General features: G+C 64.1%; 15 protein-coding genes. 7 read left to right on the forward strand and 8 right to left on the reverse strand.

All coding sequences use genetic code 11. The features are described 5' to 3' along the window. Positions 1-9: 9 nt before the first annotated feature. The 7 genes from QMX97_RS00400 to QMX97_RS00430 form a co-directional block, all read right to left on the reverse strand. A complete protein-coding gene (locus QMX97_RS00400) occupies positions 10-798 on the reverse strand; it encodes a DNA-binding domain-containing protein (RefSeq protein WP_282395549.1) in 789 nt (262 codons plus the stop codon). Next, positions 789-1,634: a DUF692 domain-containing protein gene (locus tag QMX97_RS00405; protein ID WP_282395550.1), complete on the reverse strand. Its 846-nt coding sequence runs from the start codon at positions 1,632-1,634 to the stop codon at positions 789-791. The genes QMX97_RS00400 and QMX97_RS00405 overlap by 10 nt, the downstream gene beginning before the upstream one ends. A 68-nt stretch (positions 1,635-1,702) precedes the next feature. Next, positions 1,703-1,954: a hypothetical protein gene (locus tag QMX97_RS00410; protein ID WP_065902641.1), complete on the reverse strand. Its 252-nt coding sequence runs from the start codon at positions 1,952-1,954 to the stop codon at positions 1,703-1,705. 115 nt (positions 1,955-2,069) lie between these two features. Then, a complete protein-coding gene (locus QMX97_RS00415; protein WP_282395551.1) occupies positions 2,070-3,956 on the reverse strand; it encodes a cation-translocating P-type ATPase in 1,887 nt (628 codons plus the stop codon). Further along, on the reverse strand, positions 3,953-4,987 hold the full coding sequence (locus QMX97_RS00420; RefSeq protein ID WP_106805591.1) for a protease modulator HflK: 1,035 nt from the start codon (positions 4,985-4,987) through the stop codon (positions 3,953-3,955). Before QMX97_RS00420 ends, QMX97_RS00415 begins: the two co-directional genes overlap by 4 nt. Then, a complete protein-coding gene (locus QMX97_RS00425; protein WP_065902646.1) occupies positions 4,984-5,967 on the reverse strand; it encodes a protease modulator HflC in 984 nt (327 codons plus the stop codon). Before QMX97_RS00425 ends, QMX97_RS00420 begins: the two co-directional genes overlap by 4 nt. 12 nt (positions 5,968-5,979) lie before the next feature. Further along, a complete protein-coding gene (locus QMX97_RS00430) occupies positions 5,980-7,905 on the reverse strand; it encodes a protease modulator HflK (protein WP_282395554.1) in 1,926 nt (641 codons plus the stop codon). 304 nt (positions 7,906-8,209) lie between these two features. Between QMX97_RS00430 and QMX97_RS00435 the strand changes: the two genes are divergently transcribed. Genes QMX97_RS00435 through QMX97_RS00460 form a run of 6 tightly spaced genes read left to right on the forward strand, consistent with a single transcriptional unit; the run spans position 8,210 to position 13,897 of the window. Then, complete coding sequence (locus tag QMX97_RS00435) at positions 8,210-8,833, forward strand: CDP-alcohol phosphatidyltransferase family protein (RefSeq protein WP_282395555.1); 624 nt, start codon at positions 8,210-8,212, stop codon at positions 8,831-8,833. Positions 8,834-8,844: 11 nt separating this feature from the next. Next, the gene (locus QMX97_RS00440) at positions 8,845-10,599 is read left to right on the forward strand and encodes a bifunctional alpha/beta hydrolase/class I SAM-dependent methyltransferase (RefSeq protein WP_282395556.1); all 1,755 of its coding nucleotides are present in this window, start codon (positions 8,845-8,847) and stop codon (positions 10,597-10,599) included. A gap of 2 nt (positions 10,600-10,601) precedes the next feature. Then, positions 10,602-11,900: a phosphatase PAP2/dual specificity phosphatase family protein gene (locus QMX97_RS00445; protein ID WP_282395557.1), complete on the forward strand. Its 1,299-nt coding sequence runs from the start codon at positions 10,602-10,604 to the stop codon at positions 11,898-11,900. Then, positions 11,890-12,333 carry a hypothetical protein gene (locus QMX97_RS00450; RefSeq protein WP_282395558.1) on the forward strand — a complete coding sequence of 148 codons (444 nt, stop codon included), beginning with the start codon at positions 11,890-11,892 and terminating at the stop codon, positions 12,331-12,333. Before QMX97_RS00445 ends, QMX97_RS00450 begins: the two co-directional genes overlap by 11 nt. 9 nt (positions 12,334-12,342) lie before the next feature. Then, complete coding sequence (locus QMX97_RS00455) at positions 12,343-12,963, forward strand: lysophospholipid acyltransferase family protein (protein WP_065902657.1); 621 nt, start codon at positions 12,343-12,345, stop codon at positions 12,961-12,963. A 1-nt stretch (position 12,964) separates the two neighbouring features. Beyond that, positions 12,965-13,897 (forward strand): phosphatidate cytidylyltransferase, encoded by a 933-nt coding sequence (locus QMX97_RS00460; protein ID WP_065902659.1) that lies wholly within the window; start codon positions 12,965-12,967, stop codon positions 13,895-13,897. Between the two features lie 95 nt (positions 13,898-13,992). On the opposite strand, the gene QMX97_RS00465 is transcribed toward QMX97_RS00460, so the two are convergent. Further along, entirely contained in the window at positions 13,993-14,475 is a 483-nt protein-coding gene (locus QMX97_RS00465; RefSeq protein ID WP_065902660.1) for an Lrp/AsnC family transcriptional regulator, read from the reverse strand. 127 nt (positions 14,476-14,602) lie between these two features. Between QMX97_RS00465 and QMX97_RS00470 the strand changes: the two genes are divergently transcribed. Continuing rightward, complete coding sequence (locus QMX97_RS00470; RefSeq protein WP_065902661.1) at positions 14,603-15,232, forward strand: LysE family translocator; 630 nt, start codon at positions 14,603-14,605, stop codon at positions 15,230-15,232. The last annotated feature ends 36 nt before the right edge of the window (positions 15,233-15,268 follow it).

Consider the following 15,268-nt stretch of genomic DNA (forward strand, 5'->3'; position numbering starts at 1 on the left):
AGCGTTCTTCTATGGGGCTCGGCGCTCGAGCAAACCGTCCTGGATCCACTGTTTAAGCCACGTGACCGCTTGCAATGGGGCTCCCTCTGCATAAGTGACCTGCAGCTGCTCGCACAGTTCTGAAAAATTCCAGCCGGTGGTCACCATACCGGCCAGCGCGCAGGCTTCTGCCGGCTCCAGGCTGCGGTAATGGCACACATTCTGATGACGCCACACCAGGCAGATGTGCGCCAACGCCAACGCCTGGCTGGGCGGGAAGGCGGACTCCTCCTTGCTGGCCCGCCAGAGCGCCAGCGTATTGAAGTGGCAGAGCAACTGCTGCACCGAGGGCGCCAGACTGACCTGCAGCGCCGGCCAGGCTTCAGGCGGCAACGATGCCATGTCGTCGAGGGTCAGCGGCAGCCCTGATGGCGCATCGAATGCGAGGGTGAATGCCCATTCCAAGCGCGCCAGCTCGGCCAGCGGCGCACTCTGTTCGGCCACCAGGTGCTCGAGGATAAACGCCGGGAACCGCTCGCCCAGCCAACGCAAACTGTAATGGGCCGACGGATAACGCCGCACGTAGGCCTCGGTCAGCGCGGCGAACTCATCGTCCCCAAGCCAATATCGGATGGCGCCGAAGTCATGCCGCAACACGTCCTGCAGTCGTGACAGGTAGGCGTTGTGATAAATCGCCAGGCCCGTGTCCACGTCCAGCGTCGGCCCACCCAGCAAAGTGGCGGCAAAGCTGCTGTTGGCCAGCGGGGCTTCAGATAACACATGCTGTTCAAACGCCAGCTGCCAATCGGTCAGGCGCATAACGATCTCCGGGCCAGGGCGCTAGCACCCAACGCGCGAGCCTTGTCCAACTCGGTGAGCAACACGTCGAACGGCGGGAAATGATCATCGCGCTCCAACAGCGTCGAGACCGGCCCCAGGTGCTCCAACGTCTGCTGGTACAGCGCCCACACCGGATCACATACCGGTTGGTCATGGGTATCGACGACATAATCGCCGTAGTCCATATGCCCGGCCAGGTGCAGTTGGCGAATGCTCGCAGGCGGCAGGTTGCGGATGAAGGTCCAGGCGTCGAACCCGTGGTTGCGCGAGCTGACGTAGACGTTGTTGACGTCCAGCAGCAATTGGCACCCCGACAAGTGCGTCAGCGCGTTGAGGAATTCCCACTCGGTAAATTCATCGGCCTTCGAGCGCACATAGCTGGAGACGTTTTCCAGCACCAGCGGGCGCTGCAGAACATCCTGCACCTGCCGCACGCGGGCGGCCACGTGGTAAAGGCTTTCTTCGGTGTAGGGCAACGGCAGCAGGTCATGCAGTTGGTGCGCGCTGCCGCGGCTCCAGCACAGATGATCGGAAATCCACGCCGGCTGGATGCGTTCGGCGAGGGCGTGGAGCTGCTTCAGGTAATCGATATCAAGGGCATGCGGCCCGCCGATGGACAGGGACACGCCGTGCATCACCAGCGGATAACGCTCGGCGATTGCGTCCAGGTAGTACAGGGCTTTGCCGCCCTGCACCAGGTAATTTTCGGAGATCACTTCGAACCAATCCACCGGCGGCGATTGTTCGAGGATCTGCTGGTAGTACTCGCTGCGTAAGCCCAGGCCGTAACCGAGGCTCGCAAGAGAAGTGGGCATAGGACACTCCAAGGTAAAAGTGTCCGCAGCGGTGGGAGGCAGCCGCTGCGGTTGCACTCGGTTGCCGGTTACTCGCCGACGGTGCCGCCTTTCTGGTCGCACATGGCCTTGCTCATGGAGAGGAAGCCCTGGCCTTTGCAAGAACCCTGGCCTTTGCACGCATGGTCCTTGGTTTTGCAGTCGTTCTGGCCTTTGCAGGCGTTGACGCCATAGCAATGAACCGAGGCGTCTGCGGCTTGGACCTGGGTAGCAACACCGGCAAACATCGTAGCGGCGGCCATGGCGAGAGCGGCACCGGCAGCAGCGGATTTAATGTTCATTTTGTAGTCCTCATGATCGGTAGTGGAGTCGGTCTGAACGGATTGTTCAGTCTCGACACACCACTAGAGTGAGGCCCCCTGCCGGCGTTACAGCGCTACGAAAATAATTCGGAAATTATTCCTCAAGCTTCAGCAGCGGCTCCTGAAACCGCAGCAAACGCCCGGCATTGCCCAGTACCAGCAAGGTGCTGAGGTTGTGCAGCACCGCCGCAATCATGGCCCCGGCGGCGCCCAGCCAGCCGAAGGCGGCAAACACCACGATGGCCAGCGTCCAGCCCAGGCCGATGATCACGTTGACCTGCAACGTGTACCGGCACTGGCGACTCAAGCGCACGCAGGTGCCCAGCCGCCGCAGGTCGCTGCCGATCAACACCACATCCGCCGAGGCCAGCGCGATATCCGCGCCGCCCGCGCCCATGGCCACGCCGACCACACCGGCCTTGAGCGCCAGGGAATCGTTGATGCCGTCGCCCACCACCATGGGCCGAAAGCCGCTGTCGATCTCGCCGAGCACGCGGTTGAGCTTGTCTTCCGGCAGGGCCTGGGCTTCGACATCACTGATGCCCACGTCCAGCGCCAGGCTGTCGGCCACACTTTGGCGGTCGCCGGTCAGCAGCAGTTGGCGGCCCAGGCCGAGGTCGCGCAGTTCCTGCAGCGCCTGGCGGGCTTCGGGCTTGACGCTGTCGGCGAGCAACAGCCAGGCGACGAATTGCCCCTTCAGCGCCAGCCCGGCAATCGGGCCGTCGTGGTCAGGAACAGGCGTCGCGACGATACCCAATTGCTCGAACAACTCCGGACGCCCCAGCGCCGCCTCGCCCTGTTCGGTCTGTGCCACCACGCCCAGGCCCTGGCGCTCGCGGATATCGCTGAGCGCCAGCCGTTGTTCCGGCGTCGCCAGTTCCGCCAACGCGCGGCTGACCGGGTGGCTGCTGGCCGAGCCGAGGCTGGCCGCCAGGTTGAGCAGCGCCTGGCGATCCATCGATGCGCTCTCGATGGACTGCAAGCGCAAGGTGCCAAAGGTCAGGGTGCCGGTCTTGTCGACCACCAGCGAGGTCAGGTCCGCCAACTCTTCGAGGAAGGCCGAGCTGCGAATCAGAATCCCATGCCGTGCCGCCACGGCAATCCCGGCAATCGCCGTGGCGGGGGCCGACAACACCAACGCACACGGGCACGCCGCCACCAGCACAGCCAACATCGCCTGGGCGTCATTGGTCACAAACCAGGTCACCGCCGCCAGCAATAGCACCAGCACCATGTAGCTGCCGGCGTAACGCTCCAGCAGCCGCGTGATCGGCGGCTTGGAACGCTCGGCGTTCTGCATCAGCGCAATGACCTTGCCCAGCGTCGACTCATTGCCGGTGCGGGTCACTTGCAAACGCAACAGGCCGTCGAGGTTGATCGCGCCACCAAACACTTGGACGCCGACATGGGCCTCCAGCGGCACCGACTCGCCAGTGATCGGCGCCGTGTCCAGGCTGGCCTGGCCCGACAGCACCACGCCATCGGCCGGCACGCGGTCACCGGCGCGCACTTCAACGATATCGCCGGGGTTCAGCGTGCCGTTATCCACCTCATGGATGCTGCCATCGGCGTGCACCCGACGTGCATGGCTGCGCGTCAATTTACCCAGGGCGTGGATCGCCTCCTGGGAGCCGATCACACTGCGCTCCTCCAGCACGTGCCCGAAAATCATGATGATCGGCAGCAGTGCGGCGGTCAGCAGGTCACCGGTGGCCCACGCCCCCATCATCGCGAGGGCGATCAACTGGTCGGTGATGCCATGCAGGCTGGGGAAGCGCAGGCTGTACCAGGCCGAACGCATTACCGGCACAGCGACCAGCAAGGACGCCGCGCCGAGCAGCAATTGACTGACGCCACCCTGGTCCGGCGCCAGCCAGCGCCAGACCAGGCCCAGCACCAGCAAACCCAGGGCGAGCATCGCCAGGGTCAATTGCCGGGCGGCGCTGCGCTGCTCGGCGGAGGTCAACATGGGTGCGCTCATTGTTCGGCTCCCTGGATGATCAAGCGGGAGTCGTCTTTAGGATCGACGGTGGTCACAGCGCCGGCCTGGCCGAGAATCTTCGGCAGCCGCTCGCGGTACAAACGCAGCAGCAAGCCGGGGTCTTTCACCTGGGCCAGGCTCGCGACAGTAGCAGTCTGCGCCTGCGCATTGGCCAGGCGTTCGCTGGCCTGGGCATGGGCGACCTGCACCAGGCGGTCGGCCTCCTGGTTGGCGGTCTGGGTGAGTTTTTCCGCGTCGGTACGCGCATTGGCCACGGCTTTGTCGGCCTGCTGGCTGGCGGTGAGCACGGCGTTGAAGGCATTTACCGCCGGGCCCGGCAGGCTTGATTGCACGTCGACGCGGGTGACCTGGATGCCCAATCCCAGGCCAGTGGAAGTCAACTCCGCGAGGCGCTTGTTGATGCCTTGCACCAGGTCTCCACGCAGCCTTTCGCGCCGTTGCGCGGCGCCGTTGTCGGTGCCGATCAGTTCCGGGCGCGCCACCAGGATCGTGTCCAAGTCACGCGCGGCGGTCAGGGCCACCGCGCTGCGGGTCACCAGGCGGTCCAGCGCCGGCAGCACATGCTCGCCCTGCAACACAAACGCATAGGGCTCGGTGACTTTGTAGAACACCCGCACATCCAGCTGCACCACGCCGGCATCGCCGGTCAGCAGGTAGCCGGAGCCGGCCAGTGCGTCGCTCAACGGGGTGGCGAAACTGGCCACGCGGTCGGCCTGGATCGCAGCATCGGAACGCAGCAGATTCTCCACGCGCCGCTCGATCACGCGATCCGCCGCCGGCAACAGCACCACTTGCTCGAACGGCTGCGGCCAGGCCAGCAACAAGCCGGCATTCTGGATGCGATCCAGCGCGCCGAAGTGCAACACCACGGCTCGGTTCTGCGGGTCGATCTGCCGCACATTGGAAAACGCCCAGGCCAATGCCGCCAATACCGTCACCGCGTACAGCGCCAGAAAGGTCAGGCGCCCAGCCTGGATCCACGGGCTGTCCGGGCTGCCACGCTCGATCATGGCTGGACGTCCTTCGGCCCGTCCACCAATGCACGGAACGGCGCCGCGTCGGTGCGCAGGATGATCCTGGTACCCGGCGTCACGACGGTGCCCAAGGTATCCAGCGAGCGCAGCAAGTTGTACAGCTGCGGGTTGCCGGCGTAGGCACGCCCATAGATCTGCGCCGCTTCGACGCGCGACTGTGCTTCGATGTCAGCCGCTTTCACCGTGGCATCGGCTTGCACGATGCGCGCATCACGCTCGGCGGCGGAACGGATCTGCGCCGCTTCACGCTTGCCCACGGCGGTGCGTTCGGTCGCGATGGTTTCGCGTTCGGCACGCATGCGGTCGACCGTCGCGGTGAGGGTGACCGACGGCAACGTCAGCCGCTCGATGCCGACCTGGGCCACGCGCACGCCATAAGTAGTGAGCAATTGTTGATCAATCTGCTGGCGCAACTGAGCCTCGAAATCGGCAATGCGCACCTGGCTGGCATCCGTATTGATCAGGCTCGACAAGTCAAAACTGGCGGCCGTGGTCTCCAGCGCCGAGCCGACAAAGGTGCGAATCTGCCGCGCCGCTTCATCCGGCTGGTTCTGCACCGCGCGCATGAAGCGCTGCACATTGTCGGCATCGCCCTGCACCTGCCACGCCACATAGGCCTGCACGATGATGCGCAGGCCGTCGCGGGTGCCTACATCCTGCAAGCCACTGGACGTGGTGCGCAGGCGCAGGTCCACCGGGATCGCCGCTTCGAACGGCGCCGGCCAGCGCCAGCCCAGGCCCGGCTCCAGCAATACCCGCGACGGGTTGCCGAAGCGGGTAATCACCGTGGCTTCACCGGAACGCACCTGCACCAGGCTGGCCGCCGCTACGGCAAACAGCACCAGCAGCACCGCCCAGGCCATGCGCCGCCAGGGGAACGGGCCTGCCGCGTGTTCATCACCATGATGAGCGTGGTGATGATGGCCATGATGATGATCGTGAGAATGAGCGCTCAACAGACAGACTCCTTATTGAACGGCTTTACGCGGCACCGAAGGATCGGCCGGTAAGGTAAAAGAACGCAGATCGATCGTCGGCGCGCCATCGGCACCCAGGCGGTGATCCAGAATAAGCAGCTTGGCGTGGGCCAGGCCCTGGCTGAGTTGGCCGAGGTACTGCTCCAGCACAAAGGCCTGGCCGGCCGTGGCGTAGGCCTTTTGCTCGGCGGCGAAGCGCAGGTCGGCCGCCTGGGCCCCGGCATTCACTTCACGCGCGCTGGCCAGCGCCTGGTCGTGCGCAGTACTGGCTTGCAGCAAGGCCTGGTTGGTCTGTTCGCTGGCGGCACCGCGCTCGCGAGAGATCAGGGCCTGGGCGCCAATCTGCGCGGCTTGCACGCCGTGGTAGGCATTGGCGGCACCGGCCGGTGGGTGGATGGCTTCCACGACCGTGGCGAGGATTTCCACGCCGCTGTCGAGTTTTTGCAGGTCCGCCTGCACCGCGCTGCCAATTTCGTCAGCGAGGCGAGTGCGTTGCTCGCCGAGCAATTCGTCGAGAGTGCGCGAGGTAAAGTCGTGGACCAGGATACGGCTGGCGGTGCTGCGAATCAGGGTCGGCACGTCCGCGCTGTGGTAGGTGGCGGCCAGCGCGGCCTGGTCGGTGAGGCCGATGCGGTAGACAAACCGCACATCCATATTGACGATCTGGAAGCTCTGCTTGTCGCCGCTGCTGCTGGCGATCACCTGGGATTTGTCATTCACATGGCTGGCGTCCCACAACCGATTGGCGATCAACGGCGCCGGGCCCTCGGCAGGCGCCAGTTCCGGCGCAGCCGCTTCGCTGACGCTGGTGGCCAACTCATGCACCACGCCATTTTCCACGTTGATGACACGGCCTAACGGCCAGGGTAGACCGGCATGCAGGCCGGGCCCGAACACCTCGACGGGCTTGCCAAAGCGTTCATAAATCCCACGCCCCTGCAGCGGCACTTCATGCACGCCGGTCAGTATCCAGCCGACAGCCAGCACCACCAGCAGCACCGGGAAGAATGCACGGCGCATGTAGGTAAACGCCCAGATCTGGCGCAGGTCGATGCCGAAGCGGTTGTGCAGTTCATGCTGCAAGGCGAGTAACGGTTGCGGCGGCCAGCGCAGCAGATCGGCAATAAAGTTCTGCGCCATCAAGCGCGGTTCAAGGCGCGGTTGGCGCGGGCTGAACAGCGACAGCACGGCCCGAAGCAGAAACTCCAGCGCCACCAGGGCGGGCAACAGTCCGATCAGTGTGGCGAGGCGCAGCGGCCAGACAGACGCTGCGCCGGCAAACAGCAGGCAGATCGCGCTGACCACCAGGCACACAATCGCCACCCGGCTCAACTGTGCCAATTGCGCGGCTTCCGGCCATTGCGTGGCGGTTTCCTGAGCCAGGCGCCGCTCGAACACCAGCAGACCAAACGCCAGTGCCAAGCCGAGCGCGGCACCGACACTGGCCGACTGCCCCACCGCCGCGGCGGGCAGCGCCAGGTTCCAGAACTCGATAACACTCACCAGCGCCAGCAGCGCCCAACCGCACAGCCACAACACCGGCGCACCGATCTGGGCCAGCAGGCCACTGCCCAGGCGGTTGGCCAGGCTTCGATGCCAGGTGACGGGCTCGTCGGGCTGTTCGGTTAACGCCGCCACCGGTTCTTCCAGCGCCTGGGCACGCCAATCGGCGACCCACCACGCCGACTGCAACCCGGCCACCAGCACCAGCAGCGCCGACGCACAGTTGATCAACACCACCGGCCAGATCGATAGCGGCGCAAACAGCGCGACAAACAGCGCCAGCACCCAACCGGCAACGGCCAGGGCCGTCAGGCTGATGCCGGCTTGGCGCAATCGACGGGCATGGAACAGCCCTTGCTGAAAACGCGGCAGGCCTTCCACCGAAGCGCCGTCAGCCTCTAGATCCACTTGCATCTACTTAACGCCCAGTTGTACACAATTCGTTACGATATAACACGCAGCGTGAAATTTTTGTTCGAAACCCGTGTAAACCCCCTGCGGGAGTGGGCTTGCCCACGATGGCGGTCTGTCAGTTATCGCTGTTCACCCTTACCCACCGCATTCGCGGACCGGCCCGCTCGCTGATTTGTCCGGCGACGCCTTCGATAGCGTGACACCCCCCCCATAAACACGCGCCATCACTGGTGCAGGCCATGAATAATCGGCACACTCCAAACCAGTTTTTCGCGGGCTCACGGACAAGGAAGCGTCACTCCCCATGATTTCGATCTATCAGCTCAAGCCGCGTTTTCAAAACCTGCTGCGCCCCCTCGTGCAGCGCCTCTACGACAACGGCACCACCGCCAACCAGATCACCGTCCTGGCCGGCGTGGTTTCCCTGTTGGTCGGCCTGCTGATCGCCAGCTTCGCTCAACACCGGTGGCTGTTTGCGCTGATCCCGTTGTGGATGATCCTGCGCATGGCCCTCAACGCCATCGACGGCATGCTCGCGCGTGAATTTGGCCAGCAGTCTCGCCTGGGCGCCTACCTCAATGAACTGTGCGACGTCATCGCCGACAGCGCGCTGATCCTCCCCTTCGCGCTGATCCCCGGCGTGAGCCTGGCGCCGGTGCTGCTGGTGGCGCTGCTGGCGGTATTCAGCGAATACGCCGGCGTGCTCGGGCCCATGGTCGGTGCGTCGCGCCGCTATGACGGGCCGATGGGCAAGAGTGACCGGGCCTTCGTCCTCGGCGTGTTGGCCACCGGTGTTGCACTGGGTTGGCTCGGCGCGGGCTGGGTCGACACCGTGATGTGGCTGGTCGCCGCCCTGCTCGCCTACACCCTGGTCAACCGGGTGCGCCAGGGCCTCAAGGAACACTCAGATACTCCACCGATTGCATAAGGATTTTTGCGATGCGCGAACAGCAAGAGCACACCTTCAGTACCCATGATGGCGTCGAGCTTTTCTATCGGCACTGGCCGGCTACTGCGCCTGCGGGCGATAAGCCGCGCAAGGCGATCCTGCTGTTCCATCGCGGTCATGAACATTCGGGGCGCATCGCGCACCTGGTGGATGAACTCGACCTGCCGCAATTCGACTTCTTCGCCTGGGACGCCCGCGGCCACGGTCAATCACCGGGCGCGCGCGGCGACAGCCCGAGCTTCGCCACCAGCGCCCGCGACGTGCAGACCTTCTGCGAGCATATCGGCGCGGCTTACAGCATCGAGGAAGAAAACTTCGCGGTGGTCGCGCAAAGCGTCGGCGCGGTTATCGCAGCCACTTGGGTGCATGACTACGCGCCGAAAATCCGCGCGCTGGTACTCGCCTCGCCGGCGTTCAAGGTCAAGCTGTACGTGCCGTTCGCACGGCCAGGGCTGGCGCTGATGCGCAAGTTTCGCGGCAACTTTTTCGTCAACAGCTACGTCAAGGCCAAGTTCCTCAGCCATGACCCTGAGCGCGTGGCGTCCTACGACAGCGACCCGCTGATCACCAAGGCCATCTCGGTCAATGTGCTGCTTGGCCTGTACGAAGCGGCCGACCGCGTCGTGGCCGATGCCCAGGCGATCCAGGTGCCGACCCAACTGTTGATCTCCGGCTCCGACTTTGTGGTGCACCGCAAACCCCAGCAGCAGTTTTTCGACCGCCTTGGCAGCCTGAAAAAAGAGCTGCATATCCTTCCCGGTTTCTTCCACGACACCCTTGGCGAACGCGACCGCGCGGTGGCCGTGAGCAGTGCCCGGCGCTTTATCCTGCAGAATTTCACCCAGCCGCTGGACCGCGCTTGCCTGCTGGACGCCGACAAGCTGGGTGCCACCTGCGCCGAGTCCGAAGCCCTCGCCGCGCCGCTGCCGCGCAATTCCCTGCGCGACCTGTACTGGCGCCTGACCCGCGCCAGCATGGGTCTGGGCAAGAACCTGTCGGACGGGGTGAAACTCGGTTTCGACACCGGCTTCGACTCCGGCAGTACCCTGGATTACGTGTACCGCAATAAGCCCACCGGCAAAGGCGGGCTGGGGCGGATGATCGACACCAATTACCTCAACTCCATCGGCTGGCGTGGCATTCGCCAGCGCAAGTTGAATGTCGAAGAACTGCTGCGCCTGGCCATGACCCGGCTACGCGATCAGCAGCGCGAAGTGCGCATCGTCGACATCGCCGCCGGCCACGGCCGCTACATCCTGGAAGCCTTGCAGGGTGTGTCGCCGCTGCCGGAGTCGATCCTGCTGCGCGACTACAGCGACATCAACGTGCGCGACGGTGGCGCCCTGATCCGCGAGAAGGGCCTGGGAGATATCGCGCAGTTCATCAAAGGCGATGCGTTCGACCGACTGGACCTGGCCGCACTGGACCCCAAGCCGACGCTGGCGGTGGTGTCCGGGCTGTATGAATTGTTTGCCGACAACGGCATGGTCGGCGGCTCACTGGCGGGCCTCGCCGAGGCCGTGGAGCCTGGCGGTTATCTGGTCTACACCGGCCAGCCGTGGCACCCGCAGCTGGAACTGATCGCCCGTGCGCTGACCAGCCATCGCCAGGGCCAGGCCTGGGTGATGCGCCGCCGCAGCCAGGCGGAAATGGACCAATTGGTGGAAGCCGCCGGTTTCCGCAAGATCACCCAGCGTGTGGACGAGTGGGGCATCTTTACCGTGTCCCTGGCACAGAAGATCTGAACATGCGCGAACCCGGCCTGTTAAAGCCAGCGGTGCTATGGCTGCTGCTGTTGGCGCCGCTGTTTTTCAGTACCTATGGCTTCGCCACCTGGGTCACCAGCCAGCGCAGCGACGTCGGCACGCTGGTGTTCGACTGGGAAACCCATATGCCCTTCTGGGCCTGGACCATCGTGCCCTACTGGTCCATCGACCTGCTCTACGGTTTCTCGCTGTTGCTGCCCAACAGCCGTCACGAACTCAAGCAACATGCCCTGCGCCTGTTGACGGCGCAGGTCATCGCGGTGAGTTGCTTCCTGATCTGGCCGCTGCGCTTCACCTTCGAACGCCCGGAACTGGACGGCGTGTTTGGCTGGCTGTTCGCCGTGCTGGCGGGGTTCGACAAGCCGTTCAACCAGGCGCCCTCGCTGCACATCGCGCTGCTGGTGATCCTGTGGGTCATGTACCAACGCCATACGCAGGGCTTCTGGCGCTGGGTGGTGCATGGCTGGTTCGCGTTGATCGGGATTTCAGTGCTGACCACTTATCAACACCACTTTATCGACTTACCCACAGGCGCCCTCGCCGGTTGGCTGTGCGTGTGGTTGTGGCCGCTGGAGCACCCCAGCCCGCTATTGAATGCGCGGCTGACGCGAGACCCGAAGCGCTGGCGGTTGGGCGCGCGCTACGGCCTCGGCGCCCTGGTGTTGGTCATCCTGGCCTTTGGGCTGGGCGGCGGTTGGTTGTGGCTGCTGTGGCCAGCGGTTTCATTAGCCCTGGTCAAGGCCAATTACTTCGTGCTCGGTGCTGCAGGCTTCCAGAAACGCGCCGATGGCCGGCTCACACCCGCCGCCCGCTGGCTGTACGCGCCTTACCTCGCGGGCGCGTGGGTCAATTCACGACTGTGGACACGCAAACATCCACAGCCTGATCTGATTGTGGATAACGTCTGGCTCGGCAGGATTCCCAGCACCGACGAGCAAGAGTCGTTCAAGGCCATTGTCGACCTGTGCGCCGAATTGCCGATTAATCCACAGAGCCGCGCTTATCAGAATGTGCCCGTGCTGGACCTGATCGCACCGACGCCCGAACAATGCCTGCAAGCCGCACACGCCATCGAACGTCTGCGCCAGAACGGGCCGCTGCTGGTGTGCTGCGCCCTCGGCTACTCACGCAGCGCCACCGCCGTCGCTGCCTGGCTGCTGCACAGCGGCCGCGCGGCCACGGTGGATGACGCGCTGGCTATTATTCGTGCAGCGCGTACCCGTGTAGTCCTGCACCCCGCTCACCGTAAAGCTCTGGAGGGTTTGCCCCATGCCCGCTGATATGGAATTGCAGGTCGTCGCCAGCCTGCTACGCCGTGGTCGTTCGCTGGATCAGTTATCCACAGGCCTGACCGTGGTCGGTGTGTTATTCGGCTTGGCCCAGTTGTTGATGGCGAGTATTTCGACCATCTGCCTGCTGCTCAGCCTGTGGATGATTATCCTCGGGCTGCTGCAAAAGTACTGGGCACTGCGCGTGGCCTTTGATGCCGACCTCTTCGCGCTGCTCGCCCGCGACACCGATCGCACCGCAGACCTCGACCACGCCCTGCAAACCCTTGGCCTGCAATCGGCCAAGCGCGCGGGCCGCCCCTGGACCGAGCGCCGTCGCGGCGCCCTCAAACTGCTGCGCAAACAAGCCTGGCTGCTGGGCGCGCAAGCGCTGCTGACCCTCGCCGTGATCCTCGCCAGCCCCTGGCTGCCCTTCGCCGGATAAGGAATCCCCATGTTCGAACCCGTGGTCGCCACGCTGATTACCTCCATGGCCCGCACCGTCACCGGCGCCCGCAGCCTGTGGCTGGGCTGCGCGCCGGTGCCGGTGCAGCGCATTTACTTCGCCAACCACAGCAGCCACGGCGATTTCGTGCTGTTGTGGGCGTCGTTGCCGCAAAACCTGCGCAAATTCACGCGCCCGGTAGCCGGCAGCGATTACTGGAACAAAAGCGCAGTACGCCGCTACATCATCAACCGCGTGTTCAATGGCGTGCTGATCGACCGCGAGCGCAAGGACCCTGTGGATAACCCCTTGCAGCCCATGCTCGATGCGCTGGAGGGTGGAGACTCGTTGATCATCTTCCCCGAAGGCACACGCAATCTGGAAGACGGCCTGTTGCCGTTCAAAAGCGGCCTGTATCACTTGGCGAAAAGTTACCCACAGGCCGAGTTGATCCCGGTGTGGATCGCCAACCTCAACCGCGTCATGCCCAAGGGCCGCGTGCTGCCGCTGCCTCTGCTGTGCACCACCAGCTTCGGCGCCCCGCTGCAATTGGCCGAAGGCGAAGACAAAGCCGCGTTCCTCGCCCGTACCCGCGATGCTCTGCTCGCCCTTGCCCCGGAGCATTCCTGAGATGGATAGCCAAACCCTGATGTTGTTCGGCGGGATCGGCGCGATCCTGGTACTCGCCTCGCTGATCGGCCTGGTCCTCAAACTGCGCACGCGTGGCACGCCGAATGCGGTGATCGAGAACCTCAACGCGCGCATCAACGCCTGGTGGGTGATGGTGGTCGTGATCGGCATCGCCTTCTGGCTCGGTACCGGCGCGGTGATCCTGCTGTTCTACGCGGTCTCGTTCTACGCCCTGCGCGAATTCCTCACCCTCACGCCTACCCGCCGCAGCGACTACCCGGCCCTGGTGGCCGCGTTCTACCTGGCCCTGCCGCTGCAATACCTGTTGATCTACTCGGACTGGTACGGGCTGTTCTCGATCTTCATCCCGGTGTACGTGTTCCTGCTGCTGCCGATCCTCGCCTCCCTTGGCGGCGACACCACGCACTTCCTGGAGCGCGCCTCGAAGGTGCAGTGGGGCCTGATGATCGCGGTGTTCTGCGTGTCGTTCGTTCCGGCCCTGCTGACCCTCGACATCCCTGGCTATGAGGGCCGCAACCTCTTGCTGATCGCCTACCTGGTGATCGTGGTGCAACTCTCGGACGTGCTGCAGTACGTGTGCGGCAAGCTGTTCGGCAAGCACAAGATCGCGCCCAACCTGTCGCCGTCCAAGACCGTTGAAGGGTTTATCGGCGGGGTTTTGCTCTCCTCGCTGATCGGCGCCGCGCTGTGGTGGACCACGCCGTTCAACCCGTGGCAGTCGTTTTTGATCGCATTGCTGATCAACCTGCTGGGCTTTGCCGGCGGCATCGTGATGTCGGCGATCAAGCGCGACCGCGGCGTGAAAGACTGGGGGCACATGATCGAAGGGCACGGCGGCATGCTGGATCGGCTGGATTCGGTGTGTTTTGCCGCGCCGATCTTCTTCCACCTCGTGCGCTACTGGTGGACCTGAAAAATCCTAAGGAGCCGGCTTGCCGGCGATGACGGTCTTGAACACTGCATGAAATTCGCAGGCCTCATCGCTGGCACCCCGACGCCTACGGATCATTAGCCTGGCAAATGCCCGAGCGGCAACGCCCCCGGCGTTTTCACGGTCTGGATCGCGAAGTTGCTGCGGATATCCCTCACGCCCGGCAGCTTCAGCAGGCTGCCGGTGACGAACCGCTCATAGCCACGCAAGTCCGGTACCACCACCTGCAGCAGAAAGTCCGACTCGCCCGAGACCAGGAATGCCGAGATCACCTCGGGCAGCGCAGTGACCGCCTCGCGAAAGGCGTTGGCCTCGGTGTCGTTATGCCGCTCCACTTTCACCCCGACAAATACCATCATGCCCAGCCCCACTTCATCGCGGTCGAGCGTGGCCTGGTAGCCGCGAATCACGCCGGCCTCTTCGAGCAGGCGCACACGCCGCAGACACGGTGAGGCAGACAGGCCGATTTCGTCGGCCAGTTGCACGTTGCTCAGGCGGCCGTCGCGTTGCAGGGCCTCGAGAATCTTGCGATCAAACGTATCGAGTTTGAGAGTTGGCATAAGTGAATGGCCGGTAGCTTATTCAGTGGCAGAGAATGCCAAGACTAGACGCTTTTCTGGCGTATTACGCAAGCACCTGCCCCGCCCTCGCGCCCTAGAATCAGTCGACCAAATACGGGGGTGGAACATGGCGGAACTCTGGTTGTTTTTGATGGCCCTGTCGGTGGCGTATCTGTTGCCGGGGCCGGACATGATCCTGTTGCTGCAGACCGGCGCACGCCAGGGCAAGGCCCTCGCGCTGACCACGGCGATCGGGCTGGGGATTGCCCGGGCGTGCCATGTGGCGCTGGCAGGCATGGGCCTGGCGACCTTGTTCAAAGTGGCGCCGTGGACATTCGATGTGGTGCGCCTGGGCGGCGCGGCCTATCTGCTATGGCTGGGGGTTCAATGCTTGCGCGCGAATATGCTGCCGTCCCTCGCCAACGCGAACACGCCGCCAACGCTGCATGCCTGGCGCACGGCGTTTCAACGCGGCCTGCTCACCAACCTGCTCAACCCCAAGGCGCTGTTGTTCTGCTCGGTATTGCTGCCGCAATTCATCAACCCGCAGGCTGGGCCGGTGGCAATGCAGTTTGCGTGGTTGGGGGTGATGCTGGTGAGCGTCGGTTTCGCCTTCGACTGTTGTTATGCCCTGACGGGTGCGCGCATCGGCCATTGGCTGGCGCGTAATCGCTCGGCGCAGCGTATGCAGCAGTGGTTGTTCGGCAGTCTTCTGATCGGTTTTGCGGTGCGCCTCACTTTTGTGCAACACGCCTAGCGGTACGGCGTATCGGCGTCATCTTTTGTATCAAAG

It is taken from the genome of Pseudomonas sp. PS01298 (genome assembly GCF_029959745.1).
GTDB lineage: Bacteria > Pseudomonadota > Gammaproteobacteria > Pseudomonadales > Pseudomonadaceae > Aquipseudomonas > Aquipseudomonas aylmerensis.